Genomic DNA, 13,399 nt, shown 5'->3' on the forward strand with positions numbered 1-13,399 from the left:
ACTCAATCGGCATCCAAAAAGGCCAAATCTAACCCCAGCGACACGCCGAGCCAGACACACATTTTGACCCTTAACCCCATGGTCGACCGACTTTTTCGGCTTATCGACGCCCCCTCAAAAACCACCGAAGGCTAGGCCCACACCGGGGCCCAGCCTCCTTTTGAGCTGGAGACGAGACTTGAACTCGCAACCTACGCATTACAAGTGCGTTGCGCTACCAATTGCGCCACTCCAGCACCACGGGAGAAATCCCGCTCGTTGCATAGTACCCGAGCACCAGCGCCGAAGGGAAAGCCGGTCCCCCATCTATGCATTGGCAGGGTGCAGGGGCTAAAGTTCAGGGAGAATCTTTCCCACATTTCCAGCGCTTTTTCGAGGGTTATTTCCGTGTCATTTTTGTCCGCTATGCGGGAGCGCCTGCGCGCTTCTTCGGGCCAGGTAGCCATCATCGACGCGGCTAAAGCCGCACCACCTCCATCACCACTCGCCCCGGTCGATCTCACTGACGCCGCCCAGGTCACCGGCGTTATGGAGATCGCCGCTCGCATTGGTGAAATCCTCATCGGAGCCGGCACCGCCAACTCGGATGCGCGCGCCCAGGTGCACCTGGCAGCGTCTTCGTATGGTTTGCACTACTGCCACGTGGACATCTTGATGAATACCATCACCATCCACACCGCCATCGGCACCGGTGAGCAGCGCAAAAACCTGCACGTCTTCCGCGTGGTGCCGAGCATTGGCGTGGATTTTTCCAAGCTCGCGGCCGTCGATAAGCTCATTCGCTCTATCCACTCCGGCCAGATGCCGCCGGCCATGGCGGAACAGCGCCTAGACGAGATCGACCGCATGCCAGCGCCCTATAAGCCGTCCACGGTCATGCTCGGCTGGGGCGCGATGGGTGGCCTGATTTCCATGATGCTTGGCGGCGACCTGCTCGTCGGCGTGGTGGCGTTTGTGGTCTCCGCGTTCATCATGGGCTTGAACGCCTGGTTGGCTAATTACCGCCTGCCGCCCTTTTACCAGAATGTGGTCGGCGGCTTTTTCGCCGTCTTCCCGGCCGCCATTTTGTACAATGTCGCGGCCTCTTTCGGCATTAATTTCTCGCCCGCGCAGATCATTGCCTCCGGGATCATCGTGCTGGTGGCGGGGCTGACGTTGGTGCAGTCGCTTGTCGACGGCATCACGCGCGCCCCCGTCACCTCCTCCGCCCGTTTCTTTGAGGCGCTGCTATCTACCGGAGCCATCATCGCCGGCGTCGGTGTGGGCATCCAGCTGGCCGATTCCCTGGGCTTTAATCTGCCGCCGCTAGCCACGCTGGCCCCGCCGGTCTACCACGAAATTCCACTGCTAGTGCTGCTTGGGGGCACGGGTTCTGCTGCCTTTGCACTGGCCTGCGGCGCGGCCTGGATTGAGGTCACCATGTCTGGCCTTACGGCCGCGGCCGGCATGATTTTCTATTACTTCGTGGTGGTGCCCTTCGGCGTCGGCCCTGTGATTGCCTCTGGTCTTTCCGCGGTGGTCGTTGGCCTGGCCGGCGGTTTGATGTCGCGCCGCTGGGGAATTCCGCCGCTTATCACCATGATCGTGGGCTATACGCCGATGCTGCCCGGCCTCATGCTCTACCGCGGCATGTACGCCTCGCTCAATGAGCAGATGATTACCGGCTTTACCAATATGGCCATGGCGCTGGCCATCTCCGGCGCCCTGGCCGCCGGCGTAGTACTGGGCGAGCGCGTGGCTCGCCGCCTGCGCCGCCCGCAGTACTTCCGCCCGTACACCGCCTTCAAGCGCATCGGCCGCTTCTCCTTCCATAAGGCCACGCACTTGGCCCGCAAGGCCCCGCGCATCCCGCGCGTGCCGATGTCCCCGTTTGCCCCGCGCGTCAATCGCCCGGAGTTACCACCCAAGCTCGGGCCGAAGCCGCCGCAGCAGCACCCGCGCCACGAGGCCCAAAACCATGCGCCGCATACCCGCTCGGCCGCGGACCTGTGGCCGGAGGATTCCCAGTGGCCGGCGCAGCCGCAGCAGCGCGAGAAGACCACCTATACCGTGCCGGGCACCGAAACGTTTCGTGCCCAGAAACCGGAGCAGTCGGGCACCGAATCCGGACCCGAGCGGCCCTAAACGCCGCCGGTAGCGTACAATATTTGCTCTGATAGCTTTTCTTGCAAGCGCTTAAGTAGTTTCCACAACGTTCAGGAGGACACGTCGTGCCACCCAAGGTCCAAGACACCCACCCACAGGCTGACCAGAATCACGCCCTTGAGGAGGAGACCTCCCGCGCAGCCCGCCGCATCGTGGCCACCTATGCGCAGGACTTCCTCGACGGAGTGACCCTGATGTCCATGCTGGGCGTGGAGCCAAAGGGCCTGGTGCACAAGAAGGTGCTGGCGGAGCAGGCCGATGCCGCTCCGAAGAAGTCGACCAAGAAATCCAGCAAAAAGTCCACGAAGAAGTCGACTAAGAAGTCCACCAAGAAATCGACGAAGAAGTCGACCAAGAAGGCTACAAAGAAGGCCACCAAAAAGGCAACGAAGAAGGCCTCCAAGAAGGCAACGAAAAAGTCCACTAAGAAGTCTTAAGTTATTCTTGCACCATGAGTGAGCGTGGCAATGACTTCGTGGTGGTGGCCAACCGCCTGCCGGTAGATCTGGAGACTCGGCCTGATGGCAGCCATACCTGGACGCCCTCGCCGGGCGGTCTGGTCACCGCATTGTCTCCAGTCCTCGAATCACAACAGGGTTGCTGGGTGGGCTGGCCCGGTGTAGCCGATGCCGCACCAGAGCCCTTCCGCACCGATGCCGGCGTGCTGCTGCACCCGGTCAGACTCACCGAGTCCGATTTCGAGGGCTTTTATGAGGGTTTTTCTAATGCCACCCTGTGGCCGCTCTACCACGATCTCATCGTCACCCCCACCTATGACCGCGATTGGTGGCACGCCTATCGCGAGGTCAACCTGCGCTTTGCAGATGAAGTAGCCGCGGTCGCCGCCGAGGGCGCCACCGTGTGGGTACAGGACTACCAGCTGCAGCTTTTACCCGGCATCCTGCGCCAGAAGCGCCCCGATCTCACCATCGGATTCTTCCTGCACATCCCCTTCCCTTCTGCCGATCTCTTCCGCCAGCTGCCCTGGCGCGAGGAGCTCGTGCGCGGGCTACTTGGCGCGGACCTCATTGGCTTCCACTTGGAGGCCAATGCCCGCAACTTCTTGGAGCTTGCCCGCTGCCAGGGCCTCAACGTGGAAGGCGAGGCCAGCACCCGCGAGGTCACCGCGCATATTCGCCTGCCGCAGGGGCGCACCATCGACGTAGGCGCCTTCCCCATTTCTATCGCTGCAAAGGACTTTGCCGCGTTCACCGCGGAGGATGAAAGGGACGTCGCCAAGCTGCGCGAAGAACTGGGCTCACCCAAGCGAATCATCTTGGGCGTGGATCGCCTCGATTACACCAAAGGCATCCTGCAGCGGCTGACCGCCTTTGAGGAGTTACTGGATACCGGCGTGCTCGACCCGGAAGAGGTAGCGCTGGTGCAGCTAGCCACGCCGTCGCGCGAGCGCCTCGACCATTACAAGGCCACCCGCTCCGAGGTGGAAGAAGCCGTTGGCCGCATCAACGGGCGCTTTGCCCGTGTGGGCCACCCGGTGGTCCACTACCAGCACCGGGGCGTGGCCAAGAGCCTCCTGCGCTGCTACTACCGCATGGCCGATGTCATGCTGGTGACCCCCTTCAAGGACGGTATGAACCTGGTGGCCAAGGAATACGTGGCCTGCCACGACGATGGCTCGGGCGCGCTGGTGCTCTCCGAGTTCGCCGGCGCGGCCGATGAGCTCAGCCAGGCCTACCTGTGCAATCCCTTCGATATCGAGTCCGTCAAGGCCGCCTTGCTCAATGCGCTCAAGGCGCTTGACGACGCCCCCTCCGCCATGACCCAGCGCATGCTCACCATGCACCAGCAAGTCACCGAACACGACGTGCAGCTATGGTCCCAGTCCTTCCTGGGCTGCCTGCGCCAAGCTGAAGAACAGGGGGAGGGCGCATGATGTCTCGCTTTCCCCGCCTAGCCGCAGCGCCCATTGCCGCAACCTGTGCCGCCGCACTACTGGCCGGCTGTGGCTCCAGCGACGAGGAACCGAAAGCCCCTGGCGATGAGCAGATCCTGGACAAACAGTGGCAGGTAGTCTCCATCAGCACCACCCCGGATGCCGCCTCCACCATCCCGGAGTCCATTCCGCAGGCCCCCACGTTGAGTTTTGGTGAATCCACGATGGTGGGCACCACCGGGTGCGCCCAAATGGTGGGCAAGGTGATCTATTCCGCCGATGATGAACGCCAAAACATCCGGGAGGGCAACCGCCTCCACTTTGATGAGGTGGAGTTTGACGAGACCGCCGAAGATTGCCACGGCGCGTCCGTGTGGGCCGATAACCTGCTGCGCAACCTGATTTCCGCGGACCACGATTTCCACTACACCGTCAATTCCAATAACCAACTGGTCTTGGAACTGGTCACCGATGAGGTGGACTCGCCCTCTATCAAGCTGGTTTCCCTCGGCGGTTAGTTGCGTAGGCTGGAAGCCATGACGCTTTCAACCACCATCAAGGCCCTTGCCGCCGCCGAGCACCTCGCGGTGGTCTCGGACTTCGACGGCACGCTCTCCCCCTTCGCCACGGCTATCTATGAGGTCGAAATGAACCAGGAATCACTGAGCGCCCTGGATAAACTGGCCCACCTGCCGAATACCACCGCGGCCGTTCTCTCCGGCCGCCACCTCGAAGGTCTCCAGCGCGTGTGCCCGCTGCGCGAGCCCGTTGTCTTCGGCGGCTCCCACGGCGCCGAATCCTCGTGGGAGGAGACAGATCTGACCCCCGCGATGCGCGAGCACCTCGCCACCAAGGAAGCCGAGATTCGCGAGATCATGGAGCTCTTCCCCGGCGCGGATATCGAGGTCAAGCCCTTCCAGCGCGTGTTGCACCTGCGCGCGCTCGAGGATTCCGATCCAGAGGCTGCCGCCCAGGCTTATGAGGCCGGCCTCGCGCTCGATCCGGGCGGCTTCCCGCGCACGGCCGGCAAGTCCGTGGTGGAGTTCTCCGCCACCCAGGCCACCAAGGGCACGTGGATTGAGAACTTGCGCGAGCGCACCGGAGCCACCACCGTGGTCTTCTTGGGCGATGACGTCACCGATGAGGACGGTTTCCGCGCCCTGCACCAGCCGCCAGACGTCGGCGTCAAGGTCGGCGAGGGCGAGACCGCGGCCGTAGTGCAGCTTGCCGACGTCGACGCCGTCGCCCACTTCCTCACCGAACTCGCCGCCGCCCGCGCGGCCCATGTCAGCCGCCCCAACAACGGCGGCGCTGCCTAGCGCGGCGGCGCCACCGTCCGCCCGGCCGCGAAGCTGGTCTGCAGCACGCGCCGTAGCACCGCAGTTTCGCCTGCGCCCGATTCCTCTGTGCCCGCGATGAGCTTGGCGAGCATGTGGCCGGCGGCCGCGCCCTTGGCCTTATTGGGTTGGACGATCGTCGTCAAGCCAAGGCGCTGCGCCGCATCAATGCCGTCGAAGCCGGTAACGGATAACTCACCGGGGACGTCGATGCCCCGCTCGCGCGCATAGGTCATCACGCCCAACGCCATCGAGTCGGTGGTGCACAGGACGGCGGTGAGGTCGGGGTGGGCGTCGAGAAGCAACTGCGCAGCCGCTCGCGTGGTGTGCGCATCGTTGATGTGTTGAGTAACCACGGGCACGGTCTCGGGCGCGATGCCCGCCTGCGCAAAGACGTCCATGGCACCCATGACCCGGGCGCGCTGCACGTGCATATCGGCGCCCTGCAGCTCACCCCACGAAATGGGGCCATCGTGGCGCTCGCGTTTGAGACGAATCGCCAGCACTCCAATCTTGCGGTGGCCGGCCTCCACCAGCGCGCGGGCGGCCGGGGCAATCGCCGCGCGGTCATCGATGCCCACGAACGGCAGGCCCGAATCCGTCGGCTGATCGCAGACCACCACCGGCAGCCCGCGGCCGCGCGCCGCCTCGAGGTAGGCATCCCCGGCCGCCACGGAGTAGACCACAAAGCCATCCACCGCGGCCGCGCCCACCAAGCTGGCGGCCTCCGCCTCGCCCTCCGGGCCGGCCGGGATGAGGGTGAGCGTAGTCTGCGCGCCGGCCGAGGCTTCTGCCATGCCGGCCAGGAAATCCACCGAGGCCATGTCCTCGAAGGCATAGGACAGGTGCTCGGTCAGCAGCACGCCCACCGAGCCCGCGCGGCGAGTGCGCAGGCTGCGGGCCGTAGGGTCCGGCCCGGGATACCCCCGCGCCTTCGCCGCCGCCAGGATGCGCTCGCGCGTTGCGGCCGAAAGCTGGTCCGGCCGACTATAAGCATTGGATACCGTCGTGCGCGAAACACCCAGTTCGGCGGCCAGCGAGGCCAGCGTCTTGCGGGTGGGGCTGCGTTTCACCATGGCCGCAAGCATACCCCGCGGCCGTGTTTTCAATACATATTCAATTGACAATGGTTCCCATCAAACGCACACTGGAAACTATGCATACCTCACTTCGCGCATCCGCAGCCCTCCTCGCGGCCGGTGGCCTCCTGCTGACCGCCACCGCCTGCTCCTCCGACACCGAGGACTCGGCCGCCGAGCCGGGCGCCCAGAAGAAGATTTCCATCGTCGCGTCCACCTCCATCTGGGCCGACGTCGCCCAAGCCGTGGCCGATACCGCCTCCGGCGTGGACATCGAGGTCAAGCCCATCGTCGAGGGCAACGGCGTTGACCCGCACCACTTCGAGCCTTCCGCGGCCGATATCGCCAAGGCCGAGGACGCGGACCTGCTCGTGGTCAACGGCGGCGGCTACGATTCCTGGATTTACCAAGCCGTCTCCGACCAGGACAACATCATCTCCGCCCTGCCGCTCACCGATCACGGCAAACTGGCCGATGAACCCAATGTCATGACCATCGACGCCGCCAAGGCCACCGCCAAGAAGGATCCGAAGAAGGTCACCAATATCGAGGGCAACGAGCACATCTGGTACGACCCGGCCGCGCTTGACGAGGTCGCAGGAAATATCGCTGACCAGATCAACGAGCTCAATACCGATGCCAACGCCAGCACCGAACGCGTGGATTCCCACGTTGACCGCTTGCGCGACAAGCTCAAGGAACTGCCGGGCGATCTCTCCTACGCGCAGACCGAGCCGATTGCGGACTACATCATGAAGTACACCTCCGGCAAGGATGTCACCCCAGAGGGCTACCGCAAGGCCACCATTTCTGAGGGCGAGCCCACCGCGGCCGACCTCGCTGCCTTCACCAAGGCGATCAAGGAGGACAAGGTAGACCTGCTCATCTTTAACCCACAGACCGAAACCGATACCGCCGGCCGCATCAAGTCCGCCGCGGAGGATGCGGACGTCTCTATCGTCGAAATCGGCGAGACCCCACCGGATGGCAAAGAATTCTGGACCTACTATGACGAGGTCACCGATTCCCTGGGGCAGCTCTAGTGCTCATCCAGTTTCATGACGCAGCGGTTGCCCCGCTGTGGTCCAGCCTTAACCTCGCCGTTGACCGCGGCGAGTTTATCGCCGTTTTGGGCCCCAATGGCGTGGGCAAATCCACCCTGCTCGGCACCATCTTGGGAACCCGCAAGCTCACGGCCGGCACCGTCGACGTTAACTGCCGCGTCGGCTTCATCCCGCAGCAACGCATGTTCCCGGCCGACCTGCCGCTGCGCGCCCGCGATTTAGTCTCGCTCTCGCTCGCCCACGGCGCTTTCCGACGCCGCCGCCCACCCCGCCATCGCGTCGACGAGCTCCTCGCCGAGGTCGGTGCCACCGGCCTGCGCGACCGCCGCGTCGGCCAGCTTTCCGGCGGCCAGCAGCAGCTCATCCGCCAAGCCCAAGCGCTGGCCAACGACCCCGAGCTCATCCTCGCCGACGAGCCGCTGCTCTCGCTCGACCCGGCACGCCAGCAAGCCACCGTGGACAAGCTGGATGCGCTGCGCCGCGAGCGCGGTACCTCCATCATGTTCGTCACCCACGGAATCAACCCGGTGCTCGGCGTGACCGATAAGGTGCTCTACCTCGCCCCCGGCGGCCATACCTTCGGCACCGTAGATGAGGTCATGCGCTCCGATGTCCTTTCCGAGCTCTACGGTTCCAAGGTCAACGTCTTAAACGTCGATGGGAGGCTTATCGTTGTCTAGCTTTGTAGAAGACACCCAGTACCTGCTCAGCGTGGACTTTGTGCAGTCCTCGCTCATCGCCTCCGCACTGCTGGGCATTCTCTCCGGCGTGATGACCTCGCTCATCGTGCTGCGCCAAATGTCCTTTTCCGTCCACGCCACCTCCGAGCTTGCGCTCATGGGTGCCTCGGCTGCGCTGCTTTTCGGCCTCAACCTGGGATTCGGCGCGGTGGCCGGCGCCATCGTCGCCGCCATCATCCTCGCCGTGCTGGGCTTCAAAGGCCAGCAAGATAGCGCCATTGGCGTGGTCATGAGCTTTGGCCTCGGCCTCTCGGTGCTGTTTTTACACCTCTACCCCGGCAATGCAAATACCGCGATGACGTTGCTGACCGGCCAGATCGTCGGTGTGTCTTCGGCCTCGGTATGGCTCTTGGCCGCGACCACCGTGGTCATCCTCGCCGCCGTAGCCATCCTGTGGCGGCCCATGCTCTTCGCCTCTGCCGACCCGGTCATGGCCCAGGCAGCCGGCGTACCCACCCGCTTCATTTCCGTCGCCTTCGCCGTACTCGTAGGCTTGGCGGCCGCGCAGTCGGTACAAATCGTCGGCTCGCTGCTCGTCATGGCGCTGCTCATCACCCCGGGTGCTGCGGCCGTGCAGATTACCTCCTCGCCCCTGCGCGCGGTCATGTGGGCCACCATTTTCGCCGAGGTCTCAGCCGTGGGCGGCTTTGTCTTGTCGCTCGCGCCCGGCCTTCCAGTCTCGGTTTTTGTTACCACCATTTCTTTTGTCATTTACTTGATATGCCGCCTCATTGGCTGGCAGCGCAATAAAAAGGCGGTGCGTGACGAGGTCGCCGCTAGGCGCTTCCACGCCGACTGCCACAGCACCGCCGAAGAGCATCACGCCGACTAGACTGGGCGGCTATGCACGTACACCGCCGCACCGCGGATGTGGATGGCCGCACCCGCCGCTTCCTCGTCATCGCGCCGGATAACCCCGGCCCGCGCCCGGACCTCTTGCTCTTCTTCCACGGCTCGCTGCAGTCCGGCAGCGTGATGCGCCGCTTTACCAACGGCACCTTCGACGAGCTTGCCGACGCCACCAACACCGTCCTCGTCTACCCCGACGGCATCGACCGCCATTTCAACGATTGCCGCAGCATCCTGCCGGTTACCGCCCGCGCGGAGAACGTGGACGACGTTGCCTTTACTGCCTTCCTCGTCGAAGAGATGCGGCGCGAATTCGGCACCGACCGCACCTTTGCCTGCGGCTACTCCAACGGCGGGCAGATGGTGCTCCGCCTGCTTTTCGACGCCCCCTTTAGCCTCACCCGCGCCTGCATTTTCGCCTCCACCCTGGGCGAGGGCGACAACCACGCGCCCAGCAACCCGGCCGGTTACAGGCCCACGCCACTGCTGTTTTTCCACGGCACCGCCGACCCGTACGCGCCTTATGAGGGCGGGGTCGCCGGGCTGGATGCCGAGCGCACCCGCGGCCGTGTGCTTTCCGCGCCGGCCACCGCCGAGTACTTCGCGCTGGCCAATGGCTGCCAGCCGCCCCGCGACTACCACCCCACCACGGATGTCACCGCCACCGCATACGACGGCGATTTCCCCGTCGAGCTGTGGACCATGGAGGGCCTCGGCCACGTGATTCCCTCTAGCATGAAAACCGACCCACGCATAGGCCCAAATACGGATTCCTTCCGCGCTGTGGATAAGGTCCGCGAGTTCTTCGGCCTCGACGACGCCCAGGCTTAGTTATCCACAGCTGCGCGCCACGCACCGCGCGCCTGCGTGCACCCGCACTTAACGTGTGGAGCCGTGAACGCGCTACAAACATTCTTGACAGGCCTGGCCGCCGGCATGGACATCATCGCCGACTGCCATGGCCTTACTAAGCGCGCGCTTATCGACGCCGGCTGCCCCGACACCACCGCCGCCCGCCTCCTTGCCCTCGCCGATACCTACTTCGGCCCCACCGCCTTTAGCCGCCTCCAGCGCGAAACCGCCGCCGCAGCCCGCGCCAACGAGCACAGCCTCACCGCGCTGCTGGCCATCGAGCGCCACGCCACCAAGCTGAAAAATAAGCGCCAGGCCTGGGCGCTGCGGCGGGAGCTATGTGGGATAAAGGGGGATGCGTCGGACGTCGATAAGCAGGGGCGCAAGCGCGTGCGTGAGATTAAAGGCCCGCCGCAGCGCACACCCGGTGTCAAGCTCTATCGTCGCACCAATGGCCCCTGGACCATGACAATTACCGGCAAGTCTGCGGACATCGCGGATATGCACGCCGCGCTTGATAAGGACGCCCCGCTCGATTCGGTGCGCAAGATTTTCCAAGGCACCGCCGCAACTTCCCCGGCGGTCGTGACCACCAATGTGGTGCTGCGCCTAGACGAACTCGACCGTGTCGTCGACACCGCGGGCGATGACATCACCCTGCAGCTCACCAATGGTGCCCGAATGACCGGCGCGGACTTGGTGCACCGCGCATTTACCGCGCACGGCTACGTCACCTTGATCCACCCCGTGAAGGGCCCGGTAAACCTGTACCGCAGCGAGCGGCTCGCCTCGCCGAAGCAGCGCACGATGGCCGCCGCGGAAAACCCCACCTGCCCGTGGCCGCAGTGCAATTACCCCGCCGATGAGTGCCAGGTCCACCACCTCACCGCGTGGCGCCACGGCGGCGAAACGAACCCCGAAAATCTCACCATCGCCTGCCCGTATCACAATGGCGTCAACGACGATGACCCCAACGCCCCACCGCTACGCGGCCGCCTCGCCCGGGTAAATGGCACCATTAAGTGGCTGCCGCCCTGGGCGGAAAACGGCTAGAGATTACTGGGCCGCGCGGCGCTGGCGTGCGAATTCGGAGAGCACGGAGCCGGCCGCGACGGAAGCATTGAGGGACTCGACCCAGTCCGTCATCGGGATGGACATGATGACGTCACAATTCTCGCGCACGAGGCGGGAGATGCCCTTGCCTTCGGAACCAATGACGATCACCACGGGATCCGTCGCGCCGTTATAAGTATCCAGCGTGTGCTCGCCGCCGGCATCCAGGCCGACGACCTGGTAGCCGCTCTTTTGGAATTGCTGCACGGTGCGGGTGATATTCGTCGCGCGGGCAACCGGCAGGCGCGCCGCCGTGCCGGCCGAGGTACGCCACGCCACGGCGGTTACGGAGGCGGAACGGCGCTCAGGAATGATGACGCCATCGCCACCGAAGGCCGCCACGGAGCGGATGACCGCGCCGAGGTTGCGCGGGTCGGTGATGTTATCCAAGATGACGAACATGCCTGGGCGTGCGTTCTCGGCCGCACGGGCGATGAGCTCATCGACGTCGGCGTACTTATACGGCGGGATCTGCAACCCGATGCCTTGGTGCATGCCGTTACCGGTCATGCGGTCCATCTCGTGGCGCTGCACCTCGATGATGGGGATATTGCGGGTATTGCACATGGCCACGGCCTCGGACAGCCGCTTGTCGTTGCGGGTACCGGCCACGATGTAGAGCGTGGTAGCCGGCACCTTTGCGTGCAGACACTCGATGACCGGGTTGCGGCCCACGACCATCTCGGCGGTCTCCTTCTGGTGGCGGCCGGAATTGCGGCGCTCGCGTTCCAACTTGGCCTTGTGCTTGGCGTGGTAGATGCGGTCCTCTGCCTTGGGCGTCGGGCCCTTACCGGCCAAGCCCTTGCGGCGCTGGCCGCCGGAGCCCTTGGTTGCGCCCTTCTTATTGGTCTTGCGGATTCCCGCGCCACCGCGGCCGTGGGTACGTGCCATAATTTATGTCCTTTCGGAGTGCTTAACGCTGCACCAGCGACCAGGTCGGGCCGTCTGGGGTATCGGTGATGGTGATGCCGGCGGCCGCGAGGCGGTCACGGACGGCGTCGGCAGTAGCGAAGTCCTTGTCCGCGCGCGCCTGGGTGCGCCGCTCCAGCTCAGCTTGTACCAGCGCATCCAGCGCGGCATCCGCCCCGCTAGCTTGCGCTCCATCTTCCCACTCCAGCGGGTCAAAGCCAAGTACGTGCGCCATCGCGCGGACCTGGCCAGCCAGCGTGCGCGCCTCGGCCTCATCGCCGGCCGCGAGCGCCTTATTGCCAGCGCGGACGGTGGTGTGGATTTCCGCCAGAGCCTTGGGCACCGCGATGTCATCATTCATCGCGTCTGCAAAGCCCTGCGTCCACTCGCCCAGCTCCAGATCATCAAAGTGGCCGAGGAAGTCCTCGATGCGGCGGTAGCCAGCGGCAGCCTCGGTCAGCGCGGCCTCGGAATACTCCAGCACGGAGCGGTAATGTGCCGAGCCCAGGTAGTAGCGCAGCTCCACCGGGCGCACCAGCTCCAACATATTCGGAATCGAGAGCACGTTGCCCAACGACTTCGACATCTTCTCGCCTGACATCGTCACCCAGTGGTTGTGCATCCAGTAGTTGGCGAACTTATCGCCGGCCGCATGCGACTGCGCGATTTCGTTCTCGTGGTGTGGGAACTGCAGGTCTAGGCCGCCGCAGTGGATATCGAAATTAGAGCCCAGGTAATAGGTGGACATGGCCGAGCACTCTAGGTGCCAGCCAGGGCGGCCGTCGCCCCACGGGGTAGGCCAGCTGGGCTCGCCTGGCTTCGCGGCCTTCCACAGGGCAAAGTCCTGTGCGCCGCGCTTGGCGGAATCCTCGCCTTCGCCCTGCTCCATTTCCTCTACCTTGTTGCCGGACAGCGAACCGTAATCAGATCCTTCGGCCTTGGTCCAGGCGGCGACATCGAAGTAGACGGAGCCGTCGGCGGGGTAGGCAAAGCCGGCGTCGATAAGCCGCTGCATATAGTCGACCATTTGGGTGACAAAGCCGGTCGCACGCGGCTCAACCGAAGGCGGGATGACGCCCAGGGTGTTATAGGCCTTAGTGAACTCGCGCTCATAGGTGGACACCCACTCCCACCAGGGGCGATTATTCTCGGCCGCCTTGGTGAGGATCTTGTCATCGATATCAGTGACGTTGCGCACCAGGGCTACGTCATAGCCTTGGGCGAGCAGCCAGCGGCGCAGGATGTCGAAGGCGACGCCGGAGCGCAAGTGCCCGATGTGCGGCTGGGCCTGCGGGGTGGCGCCGCACAGATAGATGGAGGCGTGGCCGGGGCGAATCGGCTCGAAATCGCGTTGGCTGCGGGTGGCTGTGTCATAAATGCGCAAAGTACTCACGCCACCCAGTCTAATTGACGCGTG

At 64.3% G+C, this 13,399-nt stretch carries 13 protein-coding genes and 1 tRNA gene; 10 read left to right on the forward strand and 4 right to left on the reverse strand.

Annotated elements, in window-relative coordinates; genetic code table 11:
* Positions 1 to 163: 163 nt before the first annotated feature.
* A tRNA-Thr gene (locus QP971_RS08815) sits at positions 164 to 236 on the reverse strand.
* Positions 237 to 387: 151 nt separating this feature from the next.
* Between QP971_RS08815 and thrE the strand changes: the two genes are divergently transcribed.
* The 5 genes from thrE (at position 388) to otsB (ending at position 5,358) form a co-directional block, all read left to right on the forward strand.
* Positions 388 to 2,124, forward strand: coding sequence for a threonine/serine exporter ThrE (gene thrE, locus QP971_RS08820; protein WP_284811415.1), 1,737 nt, complete (start codon positions 388 to 390; stop codon positions 2,122 to 2,124).
* Between the two features lie 86 nt (positions 2,125 to 2,210).
* A complete protein-coding gene (locus QP971_RS08825; RefSeq protein WP_005325749.1) occupies positions 2,211 to 2,582 on the forward strand; it encodes a hypothetical protein in 372 nt (123 codons plus the stop codon).
* 14 nt (positions 2,583 to 2,596) lie between these two features.
* Entirely contained in the window at positions 2,597 to 4,039 is a 1,443-nt protein-coding gene (locus QP971_RS08830; protein WP_284811417.1) for an alpha,alpha-trehalose-phosphate synthase (UDP-forming), read from the forward strand.
* Positions 4,036 to 4,557 (forward strand): hypothetical protein, encoded by a 522-nt coding sequence (locus tag QP971_RS08835; RefSeq protein ID WP_049377358.1) that lies wholly within the window; start codon positions 4,036 to 4,038, stop codon positions 4,555 to 4,557. Before QP971_RS08830 ends, QP971_RS08835 begins: the two co-directional genes overlap by 4 nt.
* 18 nt (positions 4,558 to 4,575) lie before the next feature.
* The gene (otsB, locus tag QP971_RS08840) at positions 4,576 to 5,358 is read left to right on the forward strand and encodes a trehalose-phosphatase (RefSeq protein ID WP_284811419.1); all 783 of its coding nucleotides are present in this window, start codon (positions 4,576 to 4,578) and stop codon (positions 5,356 to 5,358) included.
* Here otsB and QP971_RS08845 read toward each other — a convergent pair.
* Positions 5,355 to 6,452, reverse strand: coding sequence for a LacI family DNA-binding transcriptional regulator (locus QP971_RS08845; RefSeq protein ID WP_239278214.1), 1,098 nt, complete (start codon positions 6,450 to 6,452; stop codon positions 5,355 to 5,357). The genes otsB and QP971_RS08845 overlap by 4 nt on opposite strands.
* A gap of 50 nt (positions 6,453 to 6,502) precedes the next feature.
* Here QP971_RS08845 and QP971_RS08850 point away from each other — a divergent pair, with 50 nt between their 5' ends.
* From QP971_RS08850 to QP971_RS08870, 5 genes are all read left to right on the forward strand, one after another.
* Positions 6,503 to 7,498, forward strand: coding sequence for a metal ABC transporter solute-binding protein, Zn/Mn family (locus QP971_RS08850; protein WP_431831085.1), 996 nt, complete (start codon positions 6,503 to 6,505; stop codon positions 7,496 to 7,498).
* Positions 7,498 to 8,199 (forward strand): metal ABC transporter ATP-binding protein, encoded by a 702-nt coding sequence (locus QP971_RS08855; protein WP_284766994.1) that lies wholly within the window; start codon positions 7,498 to 7,500, stop codon positions 8,197 to 8,199. The genes QP971_RS08850 and QP971_RS08855 overlap by 1 nt, the downstream gene beginning before the upstream one ends.
* The gene (locus tag QP971_RS08860) at positions 8,177 to 9,091 is read left to right on the forward strand and encodes a metal ABC transporter permease (RefSeq protein ID WP_284811422.1); all 915 of its coding nucleotides are present in this window, start codon (positions 8,177 to 8,179) and stop codon (positions 9,089 to 9,091) included. Before QP971_RS08855 ends, QP971_RS08860 begins: the two co-directional genes overlap by 23 nt.
* Before the next feature lie 11 nt (positions 9,092 to 9,102).
* Positions 9,103 to 9,939 carry a CE1 family esterase gene (locus QP971_RS08865; RefSeq protein WP_284811424.1) on the forward strand — a complete coding sequence of 279 codons (837 nt, stop codon included), beginning with the start codon at positions 9,103 to 9,105 and terminating at the stop codon, positions 9,937 to 9,939.
* 63 nt (positions 9,940 to 10,002) lie between these two features.
* Positions 10,003 to 11,013: an HNH endonuclease signature motif containing protein gene (locus tag QP971_RS08870; RefSeq protein WP_284811426.1), complete on the forward strand. Its 1,011-nt coding sequence runs from the start codon at positions 10,003 to 10,005 to the stop codon at positions 11,011 to 11,013.
* Between the two features lie 3 nt (positions 11,014 to 11,016).
* Here the strand turns inward: QP971_RS08870 and rlmB are convergent, their stop codons facing one another.
* Together rlmB and cysS are read right to left on the reverse strand one after the other, a co-directional pair.
* Entirely contained in the window at positions 11,017 to 11,964 is a 948-nt protein-coding gene (rlmB, locus tag QP971_RS08875; protein ID WP_049377351.1) for a 23S rRNA (guanosine(2251)-2'-O)-methyltransferase RlmB, read from the reverse strand.
* Positions 11,965 to 11,986: 22 nt separating this feature from the next.
* A complete protein-coding gene (cysS, locus tag QP971_RS08880; RefSeq protein ID WP_284811428.1) occupies positions 11,987 to 13,375 on the reverse strand; it encodes a cysteine--tRNA ligase in 1,389 nt (462 codons plus the stop codon).
* Positions 13,376 to 13,399 lie beyond the last annotated feature (24 nt).

Source organism: Corynebacterium marquesiae, assembly GCF_030229635.1.
Classification (GTDB): domain Bacteria; phylum Actinomycetota; class Actinomycetes; order Mycobacteriales; family Mycobacteriaceae; genus Corynebacterium; species Corynebacterium marquesiae.

Coding starts and splice junctions, on each gene's coding strand:
- QP971_RS08865 (WP_284811424.1), top strand. CDS start 9,103: ATGCACGTACACCGCCGCACCGCGGATGTGGATGGCCGCACCCGCCGC.
- QP971_RS08860 (WP_284811422.1), top strand. CDS start 8,177: ATGGGAGGCTTATCGTTGTCTAGCTTTGTAGAAGACACCCAGTACCTG.
- otsB (WP_284811419.1), top strand. CDS start 4,576: ATGACGCTTTCAACCACCATCAAGGCCCTTGCCGCCGCCGAGCACCTC.
- QP971_RS08830 (WP_284811417.1), top strand. CDS start 2,597: ATGAGTGAGCGTGGCAATGACTTCGTGGTGGTGGCCAACCGCCTGCCG.
- QP971_RS08850 (WP_431831085.1), top strand. CDS start 6,503: ATGGTTCCCATCAAACGCACACTGGAAACTATGCATACCTCACTTCGC.
- QP971_RS08835 (WP_049377358.1), top strand. CDS start 4,036: ATGATGTCTCGCTTTCCCCGCCTAGCCGCAGCGCCCATTGCCGCAACC.
- rlmB (WP_049377351.1), bottom strand. CDS start 11,964: ATGGCACGTACCCACGGCCGCGGTGGCGCGGGAATCCGCAAGACCAAT.
- QP971_RS08845 (WP_239278214.1), bottom strand. CDS start 6,452: ATGGTGAAACGCAGCCCCACCCGCAAGACGCTGGCCTCGCTGGCCGCC.